The following is an 18,961-nucleotide window of genomic DNA, read 5'->3' as shown; positions in this document are numbered from 1 at the left end:
AATATTCACGGTCTTTTTTGCGGAAAAAGCACATAAATTGTTTAACGTAGTAGTTGACTAAAGCAAAAGGACTATGTAAAATAGACGGTATCGGACCGCAGGGAAAGAGCAGCGGCCTGTGAAATAAATATGAGGAGGAAAATTAGTCGTGGCAAGAGTATATAATTTTTCGGCTGGACCTGCAGTTCTGCCTGAGGAAGTATTGAAAGAAGCTGCAGAGGAAATGATGGATTACAGAGGATGCGGCATGTCTGTTATGGAGATGAGCCACCGTTCCAAAACCTATCAGACAATCATTGATGAAGCAGAAGCGGATTTAAGGGAGCTGATCGGTATTCCCGATAATTACAAGGTGCTTTTTCTGCAGGGCGGGGCGAGCCAGCAGTTTGCAATGATTCCCATGAACCTTATGAAGAACAAGGTAGCAGATTACATTGTTACCGGCCAGTGGGCGAAGAAAGCATGGCAGGAAGCGTCCAAATACGGAAAAGCGAACAAAATCGCCTCTTCTGAAGATAAAACCTTCTCATACATACCGGACTGTTCCGATCTCCCTGTTTCTGAGGATGCGGATTATGTCTATATTTGTGAAAATAATACTATTTACGGAACGAAATTCAAAACATTACCCAACACCAAGGGCAAAACGCTGGTAGCGGACGTTTCCTCCTGTTTCCTGTCCGAGCCGGTGGATATTACCAAATACGGTGTTATGTACGGCGGCGTACAGAAAAACATCGGACCCGCAGGTGTTGTAATTGTCATAATCAGGGAAGATCTGATCACTGAGGATGTGCTTCCCGGGACACCTACCATGCTTCAGTATAAGACCCATGTGGATGCGGGATCTCTGTATAATACCCCTCCCGCTTATGGAATCTATATCTGCGGCAAGGTATTCAAGTGGCTTAAGAAAATGGGCGGCCTGACGGCTATCAAAGAACTGAACGAGAAAAAAGCGGCGATTCTCTATGATTTCCTGGATGAAAGCAAGCTGTTTAAGGGGACCGTGCGTAAGGAAGACCGCTCCCTTATGAATGTTCCTTTCATCACCGGCAGCGAGGAGCTGGATGCCAAATTCGTGAAGGAAGCGAAGGCAGCCGGTCTGGAAAGCCTGAAGGGCCACAGAAGCGTAGGCGGTATGCGTGCCAGCATTTATAATGCGATGCCTGTTGCCGGAGTGGAAAAGCTGGTGGAATTTATGAAAAAATTCGAAGCGGAAAATGCCTGATTCGTATATATGGTTTGTTAAAAGAATAATTTAGGAAAAAAGGAGAAGTCCCCTATGTTTAAATATCATTGCCTCAATCCAATTGCGAAGGTGGGACTGGATGGTTTTACCGAAGAATATGTAAAAACAGAAGATATCGGGGAAGCGGACGGCATTCTTGTAAGAAGCGCTTCCATGCATGACATGGATCTTCCGGATAATCTTCTGGCGGTGGCCAGGGCCGGAGCAGGCGTCAATAATATCCCGCTGGATAAATGTGCATCCAAGGGTATTGTTGTTTTCAATACGCCCGGAGCCAATGCCAATGGCGTGAAGGAAATCGTGATCGCAGCGATGCTGCTGGCTTCCCGTGATATTGTAGGCGGCATCAATTGGGTGGAAGCCAATAAGGATAACCCGAATATTGCCAAAGACGCGGAAAAAGTAAAAAAGAATTTTGCAGGGACGGAAGTCCAGGATAAGAAGCTGGGTATTATCGGACTTGGCGCAATAGGCGTTAAGGTTGCCAATGTGGCAAAGCATATGGGTATGGAAGTATATGGCTATGACCCTTATGTTTCCGTAGATGCTGCCTGGAATCTAAGCCGCGATGTAAAGCATGTTATCAATGTGGATGAGATTTATGAAAATTGTGATGTTATCACCATCCATGTGCCCCTTTTGGACTCCACAAGAGAAATGATCAATGAAGCAGCTATTGCGAAAATGAAAGAGGGTGTGATCCTTCTGAATTTTGCAAGGGATCTTCTGGTTGATGAAGAAGCGGTCCTGGCCGGAATCGAACAGGGAAAGGTACGTAAATATGTGACCGATTTCCCCAACCTTACAACGGCAGGCAAGCCGGGCTGCATCGTGATCCCTCATCTGGGAGCATCCACTGAGGAATCCGAAGATAACTGTGCGGTAATGGCGGTTAAGGAACTGAAGAATTTCCTGGAAAACGGAAATATCAATAACAGTGTGAATTATCCTTCCTGTGATATGGGAATCTGTGATCAGGCAGGAAGAATTGCAATATTCCACCTGAATGTGGCGAATATGATAACGAAATTCACCGCGCTTTTCGGTGATAACGGCATCAATATTTCCGATATGACCAATAAGTCCAAAGGAGACGTGGCATATACCATGATGGATGTGGAGACGCCTCCCAGCGAGGAGATTATCAATACCCTTCGTTCTATCCCGGGTGTTATCCGCGTGCGCGTTGTAAAATAAGATTAATTTTTGTTCACAGCAAAATGTCCGGAGCGGTTTTAATACCGTTTCGGACATTTTTTAGTGCAGCAGTATTTTTTATGAAATCACCTGCCGGTTTTTTATATAATAGCCAATGAACTGTTTCAGTCCCATTCAGACGGCCTGATAAGATGCCCGGGAATGCGGGTATTCAGGTTCCCTTTCGCTGCGTTAATCTGTCCCTGCGTCAAGAATATACTTTCACTTAAATCAGCGTTTTGGATATTAGTATCCCGCATATCTGCTCCAAGGAAATTACATCCGGTCAAATCACATTCCTCTAAATTTGCCGCTATCAAGAGGGCTGAACTAAAATCGCTGCCGTTTAGCCGGGATTTTTTGAAATTATGCCCCATAAAATCCTTTTTCACCGCTGTATTTTTCGGATAGCCAACCTGCTGTTTTACCATTATCCAGGCTTTGTTCAGCAATGCATTTACTTTTGTCCTGCAAATCTCCATATCGAAATCCAAAATAATTTGAGGAGTGGATTTCAAAAGAAGATGTAACTCTTTTATACAGCTGTCAGCTTCGGCCCAGAGCGATTTGGCGGGCAATAAGGTTAAAACCTCTGACATATACCACAATATTTGCTGCAGATAGTATGTTTTCACAAATACATCAAATACCTCCTGTGCTATAGGGAGATTTGCTTTCCAGTTTTCATCGCCGTACAGTGAAGTGACTGCCTGTCCTGCTCCGCAGCAATCGTAAGCTAAACATCCTTTCATATGTCTGGAGTGCAGCTCCTTGTGTATGGAGCAGCGGAAACAATCATCTAAATAGCTGCATGGTATCCCGGCTGCTTTGTCGGCAGGAAAACCGTCATATTTGGAAAAGTATAAGGCTGTACAGCAAAGTCCGCTGCATTTATTGCATTTAATCCTGAATTCATCGAAGATATTTGTATTGTACTGATGAAGCTTCAACTTGCACCTCTTCCCTGCAGACACAATGATACGTCTCACTTGTGCCGCTTTTTCTGTTAATAGTATAATTGATGTAAAATATATCGTCAATCGTTTGAAGCCAAGTACTCCATCCGGGTATCAGATGTGATACAAAATTTCTTAATTACTAACCGCCCTTATATACCCCTTGTATCGGAAATAAGAATCAGTTATACTTATTTATAAATAACTTGATAACGGAGGTAAGAGAATGGCTGAAATCAGACCGTTCCGGGCATACAGGCCGAAAAAGGGCCTGGAGCAGCGAATTGCAGCGTTGCCTTATGATGTATATAACAGGGAGGAAGCAAAGGCTGAAGTGAAGAAGGAACCACTTTCCTTTCTGGCTGTTGACAGAGCGGAGACCCAGTTTGACGACAGCGTGGATGTTTATGCGGACTGCGTATATGAAAAGGCCCGCGAAATGCTGTGGAAAAGGATAGAAGAAGGCAGCTTTGAACAGGAGGAAACCCCGGTTTATTACATATATGAGCTGGTGATGGACGGACGGGCGCAGACAGGAATTACAGCCTGTGCGAGTGTGGACGATTATCTGAACCAGGTGATAAAGAAGCATGAGAATACCAGGGCGGATAAGGAAGCCGACCGGATTCGCCACGTGGATATCTGTGATGCACAGACAGGCCCGATTTTTCTTGCATACCGTTCCCAGCCTGTCATTAACGCCATTGTTGCACAATATAAGGCGGGGGAGCCACTGTATGACTTTATTTCACCGGACGGGATTGCCCACAGGGTATGGAAGATAGACGGACCGGAGGACGTTGATGCAGTACACAGGGCTTTCTCTGAGGTGGGAGAGATTTATATTGCGGACGGCCATCATCGCTGTGCCTCAGCGGTGAAGGTATCTGAAAAACGCAGACAGGAGAGGCCGGGTTATACCGGCGAGGAAGAATTTAATTTCTTTTTATCCGTGCTGTTCCCGGACGATCAGCTGATGATCATGGATTATAACAGAGTGGTAAAAGATCTGAATGATTTAACAAAGGAGGAATTTATTGGAAAAATCCGGGAATCCTTCCAGATAGAGGAATTGCAGACCGGTGCGGATGGCAGGCCGGATAAGAAGGGTACCTTTGGAATGTATCTGGATGGAAGCTGGTACCGCCTGACAGCAAAAGAGAATATTTTATCAAAGGATCCGGTAAAGGGGCTGGATGTGTCTGTTCTGCAGGATTATCTGCTGGAACCGGTGCTGGGAATAAAGGATCCTAAAACGGATAAACGGATTGATTTTGTGGGAGGTATCCGGGGAATGAAGGAACTGGAGCGCAGGGTTTCGGAGGACTGCAGGATAGCATTTGCCATGTATCCCACTTCCATCGGGGAACTTTTTGCTGTTGCGGATGCCGGGCTTTTGATGCCGCCTAAATCCACATGGTTTGAACCCAAATTAAGAAGCGGGCTCTTTATTCACAGTCTGCGGTAGAAGAGCTTAGAAAGTTGAGGAAAACGGTATGAAAGATAAATTATATAAACTGATGGATTGGCGTGAGATCGAAGCTATTGTCTATTCGGAGGAGGATAACCCGCACAGACTGCTCGGGCCTCATACGGCAGGAAGTTCTACACTGCTTCAGACCTTTCAGCCGGGGGCGGAACAGGTTACGGTGGTGATTCCTGAGACCGGAAAGGAAGTGGCAATGGAGCTGGCGGACGAGGCCGGATATTTTGCCGCGCTGATTCCGGGAAAGAAAATCGGGGACTATACCTTAAAGGTAGATTATCCGGACGGACGTCATGAGGAAATTATCGATCCATACCGGTTCGGGCCGGTTATTACCAAAAAAGATACGGCTCTTTTTGCTGCGGGAACCCATTATGAGGCCTATAAAATACTGGGAGCCCATATATGCAGCGTGGAAGGGGTAAAAGGCGTGCATTTTGCCGTTTGGGCCCCGAATGCGGTCAGGGTGAGTGTTGCCGGAGATTTTAATAACTGGGACGGCAGGGTGCATCAGATGCGCAGACTCTGGGATTCCGGAATATTTGAAATCTTTATCCCCGGAGATTTGGAAGGGCAGAATTATAAATATGAATTAAAGGCAAGGGGCGGCCTTACTTATCTGAAAGCGGATCCGTATGCTTTTGGGCAGCAGCTGCGTCCTGACACGGCGTCCGTCATCCGCGATATTTCAGGATTTTTCTGGGAGGACGAAGACTGGATTGCCCGCAGGGAGAAAACGGATTATACGAAGGAACCGGTAAGCGTTTATGAGCTTTATCTGGGATCCTTCTGCAAGCCGGAGACCGGAAGAACCTACTGCAATTACAGAGAGCTTGCCCCGAAAATCATTGAATACGTAAAAGAAATGGGGTATACCCACATAGAACTGATGCCTGTCATGGAACATCCCTTTGACGGTTCCTGGGGGTATCAGGTAATCGGCTACTACGCGCCCACTGCCCGGTATGGTACGCCGGAGGACTTTATGTTTTTCATGAATGAAATGCATAAAGCGGGAATCGGTGTAATCCTCGACTGGGTACCGGCTCATTTTCCCAGGGACACGTATGGATTATCCGCTTTTGACGGGACATGCCTTTATGAACACCAGGATCCCCGCCAGGGAGCACATCCTCACTGGGGGACTCTGATCTATAATTACGGAAGGCCTCAGGTATGCAATTACCTGATAGCCAACGCGCTGTTCTGGATTGAACAGTACCATGCGGACGGCATCCGTATGGATGCGGTGGCGTCTATGCTTTATCTGGATTATGGCAAGAATGACGGAGAATGGGTGGCTAATATCTATGGCGGAAATCAGAATCTGGAAGCCATGGAATTCCTGAAGCATGTGAACAGTATGATTCATAAGCGCGGAAAAGGAGCATTGTCCATAGCGGAGGAATCCACCGCATGGCCGAAGGTGACCGGCAGCCTGGATGATGACGGCCTGGGCTTTGACATGAAGTGGAATATGGGCTGGATGAATGATTTCTTAAGCTATATCAAACAGGATCCTTATTTCCGTTCCGGGTGCCACAATGAGCTTACCTTCAGCATGGTTTATGCTTACAGCGAGCACTTTATGCTTGTGCTGTCTCATGATGAGGTAGTGCATGGAAAGGCTTCCATGCTCGGAAAGATGCCCGGAACCAGGGAAGAACAGTTTGAAAACCTGAAGGCCAGCTATGGCTTCATGATGTGCCATCCCGGGAAAAAACTGTTATTCATGGGACAGGATATCGGAGAATATGATGAATGGAATGAGAAGCGGGGCATAGAGTGGGAGCTTCTCAAAGAGCCGGATCATAAAGGACTCAATGAATTTGTAAAGGAATTGAATTCCCTGTACAGGAATCAGCCGGCGCTATATCGGAAAGATACCAGCTGGGACGGTTTTGAATGGGTGAACTGCATCAATGCGAATGACTGCATCCTTTCCTTTGTAAGAAAAGCGGATAAGCCGGAACAGATGCTCCTTGTGGTGATGAACTTTGCCAATGTGGAAAGGAAAAATTACCAGGTAGGCGTGCCGCTTAACGGTAAATATAAAGAAATTCTGAATTCAGATGCCAAAGTCTTCGGCGGCGAAGGCAGAGTGAATTCCAGAATGAAGCCTGCACTTGAGGAGCCCTTTGACGGAAAGGATTATTCCATTAAAATGACTCAGGCGCCTCTCAGTATCAGCATTTTCTCCTATCAGCCCTATACCAAAGAGGAACTGAAGGAAATTGCTAAGAAGAAGGCGGAAAAAGAGAAAAAAGCGAAAGAAGCGGCAAGGAAGAAACAAGGGGCAAAAAAGGCAGCGCCCAAAACCCTGAAGGAAGAACTGGCAGATAAGGTTTTTGAGGCCGATGCGGCCATTTCGGAGAAGGGAGAGGTGGAAAAGCCCGTCAGAGTGATAAAAACCCGTAAAAAGGCGGAGAAAGAATGAACAGATATATCGTATTGACAGCAGATGTGGCAGAAGAACTGGCGCTGGGGCAGAAGCTTTTAAAAGCGGCGCCCCAGACCATGCTCGATTTGCTTATCCGAGTGGTTATTTGTGTTGTAGTGTTTCTGGTAGGATCCCGGATTATCAATTTGGTGCGCAAGCTGACATCCAATGCGCTGAAAAGGGCGAATGCCAGTAAGGAAGCCAAGCAGTTCCTGGATTCCACACTGAAAGTGGGTTTGTATGCTTTTCTGATTTTCCAGATAGCGGTCAAGCTGGGGATTGACGCCACCACAATTGCTACAGTGTTAGGTTCGGCTACAGTGACCATCGGACTTGCTTTTCAGGGCAGTCTTAAGAATTGTATAGGCGGCATTCTGATCATGCTTCTGCATCCCTTCCGTGTCGGAGATTACATTATTGAAGACAACCACAAAAATGAAGGAACGGTTTCGGAAATTACCATTTTCTATACCAAGCTTGCGACTATTGATAACAAAATAATTCTCCTTCCCAATGGTTCTTTAGCGGATATAAGCATTACGAATGTAACCAATGAGGACAACAGAAGGGTGGAACTGAAGGTGGGTATTTCTTACCGGGCTGATATCCGTAAGGCGAAGGCGGTTATTAATTCTCTTATTGAGGCAAATGACAGGATTATAAAAGACAAGGAATACCGGATATTCGTGGATGATTTGGGAGCCAGCTCCGTGGTGATCGGCATGCGTTTCTGGACGAAGACAGAAGATTACTGGCCGGTGCGGTGGGATATGCTGGAAGAGATTAAGTATGCTTTTGATGAGAATGGTATCGGAATTCCTTATCCCCAGATGGATGTACATTTGGATGGAGGAAATGGGGAAGGGTAGTTGTGTGTGAAGCGTATATGAGGAAAGCAGGTATGGTAAAACCAATTAGGGAAGAGGAACTTTTTGAAAGTTTGGAAATTTTTCACCGGGGATATGAAACTGTTGCTGCAGAATTTGGTTTGACGGAGGAAAATTGTCCGGATAGAGGGAGGGCCAGTCTGCCTTATCATAAACTTCTAAGTGAATTTGAAAGCGGCACATTGATGTATGGCTATTTTGACGGGGATAAGTTGACTGGTTTTTTAGGTATGAAGATTTTGGAAGACAGCTGCAAATTAGAAGATCTCATAATATTGCCGGAATACAGAAAATTGGGATATGGCTCCTGTCTGTTGGATTATTGCAAGAAAAAGACCCTGGAACTTGGATTGAGGAAAGTGGTGCTTGGAATGATAGATGACAATGTCCGGCTTAGAAATTGGTATATTAAAAATGGTTTTGTCAATACCGGTTATAAAAAGTATGAGAATGCACCTTTTACGGTAGGCTATATGGAATGGAATAATCAAGAAAATTAATGATTACAGATACCGGAATATTTTTGTATTCTGGTATCTTTTTTTGATTTATGAATAGTAGATTACATGTATGATAGCTATTTAGTTATTTACCTGTCAAAATTTTTAATAAATAGATATCTTTCCAAAGCTGGAAAAGGGACTCGAACCCTCGACCTACTGATTACGAATCAGTTGCGCTACCAACTGCGCTATTCCAGCAATTTACCGACGTTATTTATTATAAAGGCTAATTCACTTTTTGACAAGAGTATTTTTCTTTTTTATCTTAAAATTTTTCACCAAATTTATTTTAATAGAAAAACATATTTGGATGTATGTGCGATTTTGTGAAAAGAGATTAATTTAATTCTATGGTTGCAGAAATTTTTTTTGCATTTTAATTACAACAGAAACAGAGGAAAATAATCAGTATAAGAAAGGCAACACTTACAATGGAAGATGACAGTTGGATTAAATTAGGAGATAAGATAAAAGGTGCAATTGAATATTATTATAATTAATAATATGCCTAGAGATTTATTAAAACTTGCTATACAAATATACTGTAATGATTTTACAGGCGATTTATAAAAAGAAGAGTGATTTTTGGATTGCTTTTCTTTTTTTGTGGAGATAAATGCCTTTTCGTTCAAAAGCAAACTCTTTTGTTGAATATCTACAGGCGGCATGATATGATTTATTTATCAAAAGTATATATAGAATATGAGGGAGAAATATGGCGAAGAGTATATATTTGGAGAAGGCAATGCTGTCAGATGAACTTATGCTTGCTGTTGAAGTAAGCGGGTATAAACAACAATGGGATGAAATCATCCGGTATCTATCAGAAACCTATGTTGATTTTTCGCAGGAATGGAAATATTATGGTAAGGCATGGGGATGGACTTTAATGCTCAAAAGTAAATCAAAAACCTTATGTTATTTAACCCCTGCGCAGGAACATTTCCAGGTATCTGTTATTTTCAACGACAAAGGTCGTGCTTTGGCGGCTGCATATGACCTGCCTGAAACCGTGCTTCAGGCAGTGGAAGCTTCCAAGGGTAATCCGAAAAATATTCCGTACGATTTCGATATCAGGACAAACACCGACACGGATATTGCGAAAAGGCTTATTGAAATACGTTCTAAAACGTAATCCGCTTTTGTTGCAGAAGACTGTTTACAAATATTAGGACAGCTTGATCATTGAGGGATTAGAATGAAATTTATAGTAATTAAAATTATGCAGGGTATGATGGCTGAAGCACAGAAGCCATGTAAAACTGACGAGCGGAATTGTTCCTATATCATGGTAAATAAATATATACGTGCTTTTTGTATTTTGGCAGTTATTATTTCTGTTTTTATATTTTGCTTTATGCCGCAATATATAAATGAATCCGTTGTAATTGCAATAGTACTGCTCGTAATTTCACTAATTATTTTATTCATTACTTTGAGGACATTATTTAAGAGATATACATTAACAGATTCCGGGCTTTCGTGTTCCGTGTCTGCCGGAAAAGTAATAAGCTATGGCGAGTTAAACAAAGCATACATAGAGTGCAGACAGAATGAATTTGATGATGTACTGCATATCGATGGAAAGAAGGCGATCCCGTTACACTTGTTTTACGGCAGTTATGATTTTATCAGGCAGCTCGAAGAAAAAGCGGATATAACGCTGGAACGAAAAGATACGAAGTTTGCCGAAAAACCCAAAATCCTTCCATTGGCGGCCATTCTCATCTTAGGTGTGATTTTATTTGTAATGAAAAATGCCTCATAGGCTTTATTAATAGAAGAGATGCTATCCGAACTCAGCAAGAGATGTAAAGATAAAAGTGTTTCATTCACTTATAATTACAGATGAGAGGAGGGATTGTATGGATTGGCTTAAGGGGATGAACAGTGTAACACAGTATATTGAGAATAATTTGACTCACCCTATTCAGTATGAATCGCTGTCAAGGATTGTTGGCTGCTCTGTGTATGAATTTTCCCGTATATTTTCATTCATGGCAGGAATGTCTGTTTCGGAATATATTCGCCGCAGAAGATTATCACAAGCTGTTTTCGACATTCAAACAGGTAATGATAAAATTATTGACATTGCTTTGAAATACTGCTATGAATCACCTACTGCATTTGCGAGAGCGTTCAAAGAATTACACGGTACAACACCCTTATCCGCCCGGAAGATGGGCGTTCCTTTAAAAACCTATCCGCCAATTACCTTCGTACTCACTATCAAAGGAGTGAACGAAATGAATTTTAGAATTGAAAAGAAAGAAAGCTTCAAAATTATGGGTTTGTCAGGATACGAGAATGGGGAATGCAAAACTGGTGATAGTTTGACAACTCTTTGGCGGGAATTTATGGATAATTACAATTTTCGTTTGTGGAACGGCGGTGGGACGGACAATTATCACACGGCACCTTTCTGGCAGGTTGCAGCCTATGATTTTCAGTCCGATGGAGGACGGACAAAGGTTATCATCGGAGCCGAGTATAAGGGTAAAAAGCCGGACGGTATGACGGTACAAACAGTTCCTGCTGCGACATGGGCTGTGTTTACAATTTCGTCACCCACCGGAATTGATTATGTGCCGGCGGCATATACACGTATTGTAACCGAATGGTTACCGTCAAGCCAGTATGAGCGTGATGAATCGGTACCAAGCCTTGAGGTATTTCACGGGGGTGATGCAGATTCACCGGAGTATCAATGGGAGATTTGGATGCCTGTCAAAAACAAGTAAACTCATGTGTTTTTGTTGAGCAAATGAGAATATGACGTTTATAACAAATACCGATACAGTGATTAATAGCTGTATCGGTATTTGTTATTTAATGTATGAGTATCGTTAATTCGGTATAATTAGTCCTTTATGGGTACTTTTGGAAAATGAAAAATGCAGAAGATCATTATTCTTCCTCAGAAACAATATTCTCCAAAACATTGATTAAATCATAAATATCATTAATCTGTACATTACGCTCTAATATATAGTCTTTTAAATTGATTGATAATGTTTCGAATTTTTCCCGAACCTCGGGTGCTACATAGGATGCCATACTTTCATCACCTCTTTTTGTTAGTATTTACAGATGAGAAAAAAGTATGTGAAACAGTTTGAAAAAATTTAATTAATCATAGAAGACTGCAGGGTGTGAATCGCTTTTTCGGCCCACAGAGAATCTTTTAGTAAAGCTCTGCCGACGCCAATCAGATCGGCAGAATTATTTCCTAATAGTTCTTCAGCGGCAGCAGCGCTTGTAATGCCGCCTGTTAATATGACAGGAATGGAGACATGCTTTTTTATCTCCCTGGTGATTTCACTGAAATAGCCCTGTTCCTGCGAAGTCGGATTCGTATATCCGCAGAAACCGCCTGATATATCAAGTAACGAAACTCCGGCTTCTTCAAAGGCTTTTGAGGCTTTGACACTGTCCTGTATGGAGCTGCCTCCGTCTGCATAATCACAGGCGCCCAGACGAACCGCAATCGGGAAATCTGTACCGGCTGTTTCACGGACAGCATTTATGATCTCCAGGTGCAATTTAATGCGTCCTTCCAAAGTGGATCCTGTATAGGAATCCGTTCTTTTATTGGTTAATGGGGAATAAAATTGATTCAATAAATATCCGTGTGCAGAATGAATCTCCACTCCGTCAAAACCCGCCAGTTTTGCCCTCCTGGCAGATTGTGTGAATTCCTTTATCACATTTTGTATGTCTGAGTCTGCCATTTCCTTGGGCAGGGCAGGAGTATTTGGTCTGGTATTTGGCAATTGTATGCTGCTGGCGCTTAATTTTTCGCAGCTCGTATTGCCGCCGACGGCAACACCGCCCGCATGATTGATCTGTGCAAATGTTTTTGAACCATTTTGGTGAATGACAGAAACAAGCTTCTTTAATCCATCAATATCTTCATCACATGCAATAGAAAGCTGGTTAGGGCTTGCTTTCCCTGTCAGGCTGACATAGCTGTGTTCCGTAATGATTAATCCTATGTATCCGCCCTGCGATTTTTCTTTATAATAATCGCATAATTCTGTTGTGACCGTGCCATTCTCACCGGATTTTGCTGTTGCCATAGGCGGCATGACTAAGCGGTTGCTTAATACTGTATTTTTGATTTTCAGCGGTTGTGTCAATAAACTCATAAAATTGGACCTCCTTAAATGATTGTCAGTTCTTATCTGGTCTTTTTCATTCTACCATAGTATAATCAATAAAGTAAGAACACACTATAAAGTAAGATACTATCAAAAAGGAGAGTGCAGGAATGGAGAACGAATCTGTCAATTCGAAGCCATTTACATATACAATGTCTTTGATTGGAGGAAAATGGAAAATGCAAATCCTATTTTGGCTGTGGAAATCTGAAATTATGCGTTATAGTGAACTGAAACGCTCACTTGAAGGAATTACACATAAAATGCTCAGTAATCAGCTGAAGGAATTAGAAAATGACAGACTCATCATTCGGATAGAATATCCGCAGGTTCCTCCTAAAGTAGAATATAAGCTATCGGAAAGAGGAAAAACACTCATGCCGGTATTACATTCTGTCTGTCACTGGGGGATTGAGCATATGGAAGATAAGGAATAGCCTGTTGCCTGTCATATCCCGGTTTCATCCCGGTTTCCTGCAGAATATTGTCATCCTTTTGCAGATATGCTATATTGTTACAGACAACTGAATAATAATGTCTTCAGGGCAGGGTGAAATCCCCGATCGGCGGTAAAGTCCGCGAGCGTGAAACGCAGGATTTGGTGAAAGTCCAAAACCGACAGTATAGTCTGGATTGAAGAAGGTGTGTTGAATGTCAGGATAAGTCTGACTATTTTTACACTCTTTTTCCATAAGCCTTACTATGGCCGGCCTGCTCTGATGGCATTTATCAATACACCTGAAAATTAACGCCTGAAAGATATTATTATTCTTTCAGACGTTAATTTTTTAAGGAGGTATTGAAGATGTACAGTAAGACCAAGAAAACAGCAGCAGTTGGGATGCTCTGCGCCTTTGCCTATATAGCGACGGCTGTGGGGCGTGTCCCTGTCGTACTTTTTTTGAAGTATGATCCCAAGGACGTTATTATAGTGATAACAGGTTTCCTTTTTGGACCTCCCGCTTCATTTTCGGCGGCCTTGATTGTCTCTTTTGCTGAAATGCTGACAATCAGCGAAAATGGAGTGTTAGGCCTTATCATGAATGTTATTTCCAGCTGTTCCTTTGCGTGTACGGCGGCCTTCATTTATAAGAGACGCCGGGGGCCTTTAAGGGCATTCACCGGCCTTTTATGCGGCTGGGGACTGATGGTGGTGGCAATGATGTTCTGGAATTATTTAGTCGCTCCGATTTATATGGGCTATCCGAGAGAGGCTGTGGTCAAATTGCTGCTTCCTGCATTCCTGCCGTTTAATCTGCTCAAAGGAGGCCTGAATACAGCAATAACAATGTTGATTTACAGGCCTGTTATTACAGCACTGCGTCGTTGTCATCTAATTGAGGCGGACGAAAATTCATGAGAATAATTGCGATAAATATGGAGGATGGAGATGAGGAACTGTTACAGGAATTAATGGAATCGGTTTCCGTACATGAGAGAAAGATTGAGGTCATATCATCTGCTGTGGTCCCTTCCGTATCGTTTCCGGGACTGACAATAAATTGTAGGAAAAGGCAGGTATTCCGCGAGGATAAGGAGATCAGGCTGACACGTCTTGAGTATGATGTGCTTTATCTGCTTGCGGCACACGCAGGCCAAATTGTATCAAAAGAACTGATTTTTAAGGCTGTTTGGGGCAGCGCCAGCGAAGATACGATTAAGGTAGTGGCTAATACTGTTTCTAATCTGAGAGGTAAAATGGAACCAAACCGACACTGTCCGATATATATTAAAACTGTCTTCGGTGGGTATCTGTTTTGTGATGAAATGATTACGGACACCCCATGATAAAAGAAAAGATAGCCTGATCAGGATAAAATGAGTTATACTTATAAGCGATGAATAGAATAATAGCCAGCGGAGAATGAGCGGAAAGCAGGTGTATTTATGAAGTACTATATTGTGGATGCCTTTACGGATAAGCTTTTCCGGGGAAACCCGGCGGGTGTCTGTTTACTGGAAAGCGAACTTCCGGATCGGGTAATGCAGAAAATTGCATATGAAAACAATCTGGCAGAGACCGCTTTTTTGTTAAAGAAAGAAGATACATATTCCCTGCGGTGGTTTACTCCCGAGGTTGAGATGGATTTATGCGGACATGCGACATTGGCGACCGCTTTTGTTGTTATGAATTTTGTGGATCCGGAATTGACAAAGATAGAGTTTGAGACGCAGAGCGGAAAATTGTCGGTGGAGAGAGCGGATGATTTATATACAATGAATTTTCCCAGCAGGATGCCTTTGGAAACAGCAGCAAATCCTTTGCTGGAAGATGCTCTTGGCTGTAAAGTCCTGGGAACCTATCTGTCAAGAGATCTTCTGGTGTTGGCTGAAAGCGAAAAAGCAGTTGAAAATCTTCGGGTGGATATGGATAAGCTTGCTGCTATAAGCAAAGATATTTCTTTTGCTGTGATTGTTACGGCGAAAGGATCAAGCTGTGATTTTGTGTCGCGTTTTTTCGCTCCGAATGCAGGCATCTGTGAAGATCCGGTAACCGGTTCGGCGCACTGTACATTAATACCATTTTGGAGCCGCAGACTTGGAAAAAACAGCATGACTGCAAAGCAGTTATCTCCCAGAGGGGGAGTGCTGCTATGTGAAGATAAGGGAGAGCGGGTAAATATAAGCGGAAAAGCGGTTTGTTATCTGGAAGGCGACATTATGCTACCTGATTTAAAAGATTAGAGTATATACTTTTAATTCCCGCGGAATGCCCGCATAAATAAAAAAACATGGCTATTACGAAATCTTAATTGTATAATATGATATTGGATGAAACGATTTCGGCTATAAGGTTTGGCAAGAGGCAGGACTCATAATACGGGGGTGGGAAGATGAGAGATTTTATGATGGCAGCATTGCCATGGATAATAATAGGAATTGCTGTTGCGGTCATATTTGCATTCAGGAGCCGTAAGAAGGACGATGAACCCCAAAACTGCATGACGGAAGGAATGTGTATCGGAATGTGCCTGGGTGTGGCGATAGGCAGTACAGGTCTTATCAGTCTGGCATTAGGAATAAGCTCCGGAATGCTGATTGGTGAAGTGATTGGATTTATTATTAAAAAATAGCATATGGTACAAAATACTTGAGGAGGAGATGTATATGCATAAAGAGTATATGCTTAGCTGTTTTAACCTAAATAAGATGGAAGATGAAGAGGATTTTTTTGAGTCTATTGATGAGATGAAATCTTATATTGAACAGGGCGGGGAGAATATAATTGTGGAAGGTACCTATCATCTTGATGAAATAAGTATTGATTAGCCGCAGTATAGTATATATTTTCTGTTCTGATCATTAACTTTAAAATTACTAAATGATTCAGAAAATAGAACATATGTTCTTGAAATATCCGGATGTTTATGCTAATATAAAACAAACAAATGTTTGTGAATTATGCCGGATACTTTGTAATGAATTAACGAACAGACTTACATAAATATATAGGTATGTAAGAAATATACACTAATTAAAGGAGTCAGCAAATTTAATGGACAATATTATGAATCCCCCTGTAGATCTTGAGTGGGGCCCCGCAGAAATCGTTCTTGCATACAATGACAGTAAGAATACCAAAAGGGTGGCCAAAACATTTTGCATTACTGATAAGGAAGTGAAAGATATTTTGAAAAAGGCAAAGGTTAAAATCCTTCCTGTAAAAGAAAAAACAGTTTCTGATGCGGAACAGGCGTTAAATGAAATTGGCATGAGTCAGAAAGATTTTTATAAAAGTTAAAGAAAACAGAAGAATGTCAGATTAGGTATGAGGATTTTTATGAACATTATAGTGCGGTTAGAGAGAGAAGAAGATTACAGAAGGATAGAGGAATTAACAAGGGAAGCCTTTGATGAACCCAATTATCCTGGCCGGGATAATAGTAATGATATCGGATGTCCGTTTGAACATTGGATGGTGCATGCTTTACGTGAGAAGGATGGTATTAAGGAATTGAGTTATGTGGCTGAGGTTGATGGCAAGATTGTCGGTCATGTTATTTACAGCCATGCTTATGTTGAGACTCCGGAAGGAAAACGAGTACCGGTTCTTAATTTCGGCCCGCTGAGTGTTCTGCCAGCCTGCCAGCGTAAGGGAGTCGGAAAAGCTTTGATGGGAAAAACGATTGAACAGGCGAAAGCGCTGGGGTATGGAGCGATAATATTCTTTGGACGTCCTGAGTATTACCCGAAGCTTGGTTTTGTGGAAGCAGCCGCATTCGGCATTACTGACTGCAATGGGAATAATTATCCATCTTTTATGGCAATGGAACTTGCTGACGGCTTTTTCGATACGGTGAAAGGTAAATATTATGAATCATCTATATACGATGATTCCCTGAACAAAGAGTCTGTCAGAGAATATGATAAGCTGTTTTCTTCCGGCGCAGAAAACATATAGGCCGGGAGAATACCAAAATCAGGTCTTTCTCCCGGCCAGCATTATTTAAAATTTTGACTTTTCATAGTTATAAGCGATACTTGTCCCTACGACAACATCTTCAATCTTGTCGATAATGAGCCAGTCGTCCATATTTCCCTGGTGATCAAAGGGCAAAGGGGCAATTTCCTTAACATCCTCAAATTCAACAAGGCACAGACATTTTTTATGCCAGCGTTCTTTCTGCTTTTCGGTCAAATTCAATTTTTCCTGATTGTCTTCCAGTACCCGGCAGATTTCTTCTTCCGTCAGCTTAACATAATTCTGAACATCCCTGACTTTTGCCTTAGCAGTAATCATTAAGCTTCCTTTTTCCATAAAATAAAGCTCTTCTCCTTTAAAAACACGGCTGTGAGGTATTTTTCTGCCGGCAGCGCCCCGGATTATCATTGTCTTTGTGCCGGACAGTATTTTGTCGAGAACTTTTTCTCCTTTTTTTCCTGTATTATCACAATATACTAAATGTACCATTTCATTTCTCCTCTATAATGGGTATCCATATCTGACTTAAGTAGTTTTCATCGTAATTGTTTCCTTCACTGTACCATTCTAGTTCCGGACAGTCCGCATGACGGAAAGGGTATTTCAGGAGCCATTCTTCCGTCAGGTACTTCCAGCCGTCCTGAATGGCCTGCGGTACGGCGCCTCTGCAGTCGAAAACAGCCCAGGTGGTATCCGGTATCAGGATTTCATTATAACCGTCATCTGCCTGCTGTGTGGATTCTACGGCAATCATATAATCGGATGTCTCAGAAGCTTCATCAAAATATCCAAACAAACCATAAAGCCCTTTGGGGTTTCCGTTATCCATGGCGAGTAATTCGGCAATGGTTCCGTCCTTCTGGCATTTGCTCCAGAATTCCGGGACTTTGGAATATTGCTGTCCATTGCTGCAGTTTATTTTTGTGCGTCTGCCTACCAGCCGGAAAGGGGCTCCGGATATAAGCCTCCAGGAATATTGCCGGGTTACGGCAGCCTTCATTTTGGGGAATACCTTCAGTTGGGCGTCCTCATTGCGGGATTGGGCAGGTGATATGCCATGGAACTGCTTGAATGCTTTGGTAAAGGATGTTGGCGATTCATAACCGTATTTATAGCTGATATCAACCACTTTGCTTTGGGTACTTTTTAAATCGTAACCGGCCAGGGTTAATTTTCGGAAACGGATATAATCAGCAAAGCTGATTCCATTCATATAAGAAAAGACTTTTTGAAAGAAGGAATAAGAACAGCCGGCAAGCCGCGATATTTCATCCGGATTGACAGGTTCTTCCGTGCGCTGCAGGTGATTTTCGACATAATCAATGATTGCCTGCAGCTTATCAGTCCATTCCATATTTAATCTCCTTTCATAGATAGTGTTTCTATTTTACCATTAAAAATGCAATCAGGCATCTTATTTTACGTACCGGCAGGATAGAATATCCCTTTTGGAAAATTGCAGTTTGAGTCGAAAAAACGCATAGATAGGGTAAAACCCGGTAAGAATGCGGGTAGGAGAAGGAAGAAGAGAAAAATAGAATGTAGGTTTGTCAAACATTTGTTACAGAGAGAGCAGATAATTGTCCAATACCTGTTGAGGACTTTTCCATCCTAAGGGCCGCATAGGAAAGTGGTTGTAGTCCCTGCGATTGTACAC

At 42.6% G+C, this 18,961-nt stretch carries 22 protein-coding genes, 1 tRNA gene and 1 riboswitch; of the genes, 17 read left to right on the top strand and 6 right to left on the bottom strand.

What is annotated here, in order from left to right; all coding sequences use genetic code 11:
* Positions 1 to 148 precede the first annotated feature (148 nt).
* Both serC and BLA28_RS16415 read left to right on the top strand, forming a co-directional pair.
* Positions 149 to 1,231, top strand: coding sequence for a 3-phosphoserine/phosphohydroxythreonine transaminase (gene serC / locus BLA28_RS16420; protein ID WP_009252362.1), 1,083 nt, complete (start codon positions 149 to 151; stop codon positions 1,229 to 1,231).
* Positions 1,232 to 1,285: 54 nt separating this feature from the next.
* On the top strand, positions 1,286 to 2,449 hold the full coding sequence (locus BLA28_RS16415; RefSeq protein WP_044972420.1) for a phosphoglycerate dehydrogenase: 1,164 nt from the start codon (positions 1,286 to 1,288) through the stop codon (positions 2,447 to 2,449).
* A gap of 125 nt (positions 2,450 to 2,574) precedes the next feature.
* Here BLA28_RS16415 and BLA28_RS16410 read toward each other — a convergent pair whose 3' ends face one another.
* Positions 2,575 to 3,201: a pentapeptide repeat-containing protein gene (locus BLA28_RS16410; protein WP_242880623.1), complete on the bottom strand. Its 627-nt coding sequence runs from the start codon at positions 3,199 to 3,201 to the stop codon at positions 2,575 to 2,577.
* A gap of 430 nt (positions 3,202 to 3,631) precedes the next feature.
* Between BLA28_RS16410 and BLA28_RS16405 the strand changes: the two genes are divergently transcribed.
* Genes BLA28_RS16405 through BLA28_RS16390 form a run of 4 tightly spaced genes read left to right on the top strand, consistent with a single transcriptional unit; the run spans position 3,632 to position 8,718 of the window.
* Positions 3,632 to 4,873, top strand: a complete 1,242-nt coding sequence (locus BLA28_RS16405) for a DUF1015 domain-containing protein (RefSeq protein WP_009252365.1) — start codon at positions 3,632 to 3,634, stop codon at positions 4,871 to 4,873.
* A 28-nt stretch (positions 4,874 to 4,901) separates the two neighbouring features.
* Positions 4,902 to 7,328: a 1,4-alpha-glucan branching protein GlgB gene (gene glgB / locus BLA28_RS16400; RefSeq protein WP_069158203.1), complete on the top strand. Its 2,427-nt coding sequence runs from the start codon at positions 4,902 to 4,904 to the stop codon at positions 7,326 to 7,328.
* On the top strand, positions 7,325 to 8,200 hold the full coding sequence (locus BLA28_RS16395; protein ID WP_044972412.1) for a mechanosensitive ion channel family protein: 876 nt from the start codon (positions 7,325 to 7,327) through the stop codon (positions 8,198 to 8,200). The genes glgB and BLA28_RS16395 overlap by 4 nt, the downstream gene beginning before the upstream one ends.
* 2 nt (positions 8,201 to 8,202) lie before the next feature.
* On the top strand, positions 8,203 to 8,718 hold the full coding sequence (locus BLA28_RS16390) for a GNAT family N-acetyltransferase (RefSeq protein ID WP_081330093.1): 516 nt from the start codon (positions 8,203 to 8,205) through the stop codon (positions 8,716 to 8,718).
* A gap of 128 nt (positions 8,719 to 8,846) precedes the next feature.
* On the opposite strand, the gene BLA28_RS16385 is transcribed toward BLA28_RS16390, so the two are convergent.
* A tRNA-Thr gene (locus tag BLA28_RS16385) sits at positions 8,847 to 8,919 on the bottom strand.
* 547 nt (positions 8,920 to 9,466) lie between these two features.
* On the opposite strand from BLA28_RS16385, the gene BLA28_RS16380 reads away from it, so the two are divergent.
* The 3 genes from BLA28_RS16380 to BLA28_RS16370 all read left to right on the top strand — a co-directional run bounded on the left by BLA28_RS16380 (position 9,467) and on the right by BLA28_RS16370 (position 11,462).
* Entirely contained in the window at positions 9,467 to 9,856 is a 390-nt protein-coding gene (locus BLA28_RS16380) for a DUF3788 family protein (protein WP_169897258.1), read from the top strand.
* A 63-nt stretch (positions 9,857 to 9,919) separates the two neighbouring features.
* Positions 9,920 to 10,489, top strand: coding sequence for a hypothetical protein (locus tag BLA28_RS16375; RefSeq protein ID WP_069158201.1), 570 nt, complete (start codon positions 9,920 to 9,922; stop codon positions 10,487 to 10,489).
* A 97-nt stretch (positions 10,490 to 10,586) separates the two neighbouring features.
* Positions 10,587 to 11,462, top strand: coding sequence for an AraC family transcriptional regulator (locus BLA28_RS16370; RefSeq protein ID WP_069158200.1), 876 nt, complete (start codon positions 10,587 to 10,589; stop codon positions 11,460 to 11,462).
* Positions 11,463 to 11,628: 166 nt separating this feature from the next.
* On the opposite strand, the gene BLA28_RS33795 is transcribed toward BLA28_RS16370, so the two are convergent.
* Positions 11,629 to 11,778, bottom strand: coding sequence for a hypothetical protein (locus BLA28_RS33795; protein WP_009252372.1), 150 nt, complete (start codon positions 11,776 to 11,778; stop codon positions 11,629 to 11,631).
* Positions 11,779 to 11,846: 68 nt separating this feature from the next.
* The gene (locus tag BLA28_RS16365) at positions 11,847 to 12,869 is read right to left on the bottom strand and encodes an NADH:flavin oxidoreductase (protein WP_069158199.1); all 1,023 of its coding nucleotides are present in this window, start codon (positions 12,867 to 12,869) and stop codon (positions 11,847 to 11,849) included.
* 122 nt (positions 12,870 to 12,991) lie between these two features.
* On the opposite strand from BLA28_RS16365, the gene BLA28_RS16360 reads away from it, so the two are divergent.
* The 8 genes from BLA28_RS16360 (at position 12,992) to BLA28_RS16330 (ending at position 17,283) form a co-directional block, all read left to right on the top strand.
* On the top strand, positions 12,992 to 13,318 hold the full coding sequence (locus tag BLA28_RS16360; RefSeq protein WP_069158198.1) for a winged helix-turn-helix transcriptional regulator: 327 nt from the start codon (positions 12,992 to 12,994) through the stop codon (positions 13,316 to 13,318).
* A gap of 95 nt (positions 13,319 to 13,413) precedes the next feature.
* Positions 13,414 to 13,529: riboswitch (FMN riboswitch) on the top strand.
* Positions 13,530 to 13,686: 157 nt separating this feature from the next.
* Positions 13,687 to 14,241, top strand: a complete 555-nt coding sequence (locus tag BLA28_RS16355) for an ECF transporter S component (protein ID WP_069158197.1) — start codon at positions 13,687 to 13,689, stop codon at positions 14,239 to 14,241.
* Positions 14,238 to 14,669 (top strand): winged helix-turn-helix domain-containing protein, encoded by a 432-nt coding sequence (locus tag BLA28_RS16350; protein WP_081330092.1) that lies wholly within the window; start codon positions 14,238 to 14,240, stop codon positions 14,667 to 14,669. The genes BLA28_RS16355 and BLA28_RS16350 overlap by 4 nt, the downstream gene beginning before the upstream one ends.
* Before the next feature lie 99 nt (positions 14,670 to 14,768).
* The gene (locus tag BLA28_RS16345; protein ID WP_069158196.1) at positions 14,769 to 15,566 is read left to right on the top strand and encodes a PhzF family phenazine biosynthesis protein; all 798 of its coding nucleotides are present in this window, start codon (positions 14,769 to 14,771) and stop codon (positions 15,564 to 15,566) included.
* Between the two features lie 149 nt (positions 15,567 to 15,715).
* Positions 15,716 to 15,955, top strand: a complete 240-nt coding sequence (locus BLA28_RS16340; RefSeq protein WP_242879776.1) for a hypothetical protein — start codon at positions 15,716 to 15,718, stop codon at positions 15,953 to 15,955.
* A gap of 34 nt (positions 15,956 to 15,989) precedes the next feature.
* Positions 15,990 to 16,151, top strand: a complete 162-nt coding sequence (locus tag BLA28_RS33790; protein WP_009252378.1) for a hypothetical protein — start codon at positions 15,990 to 15,992, stop codon at positions 16,149 to 16,151.
* A gap of 226 nt (positions 16,152 to 16,377) precedes the next feature.
* Positions 16,378 to 16,623 (top strand): hypothetical protein, encoded by a 246-nt coding sequence (locus tag BLA28_RS16335; protein ID WP_069158195.1) that lies wholly within the window; start codon positions 16,378 to 16,380, stop codon positions 16,621 to 16,623.
* A 39-nt stretch (positions 16,624 to 16,662) separates the two neighbouring features.
* Positions 16,663 to 17,283: a GNAT family N-acetyltransferase gene (locus tag BLA28_RS16330; RefSeq protein ID WP_169897257.1), complete on the top strand. Its 621-nt coding sequence runs from the start codon at positions 16,663 to 16,665 to the stop codon at positions 17,281 to 17,283.
* A gap of 45 nt (positions 17,284 to 17,328) precedes the next feature.
* On the opposite strand, the gene BLA28_RS16325 is transcribed toward BLA28_RS16330, so the two are convergent.
* Positions 17,329 to 17,793, bottom strand: coding sequence for a hypothetical protein (locus BLA28_RS16325; protein ID WP_069158193.1), 465 nt, complete (start codon positions 17,791 to 17,793; stop codon positions 17,329 to 17,331).
* Position 17,794: 1 nt separating this feature from the next.
* On the bottom strand, positions 17,795 to 18,658 hold the full coding sequence (locus BLA28_RS16320) for an AraC family transcriptional regulator (protein ID WP_069158192.1): 864 nt from the start codon (positions 18,656 to 18,658) through the stop codon (positions 17,795 to 17,797).
* Between the last annotated feature and the right edge of the window lie 303 nt (positions 18,659 to 18,961).

Source organism: Eisenbergiella tayi, assembly GCF_001881565.1.
GTDB classification, from domain to species: Bacteria; Bacillota; Clostridia; order Lachnospirales; family Lachnospiraceae; genus Eisenbergiella; species Eisenbergiella tayi.
The sequence above is the reverse complement of the archived record's forward strand: the minus strand, read 5'-3'. Positions and strand labels throughout refer to the sequence as shown.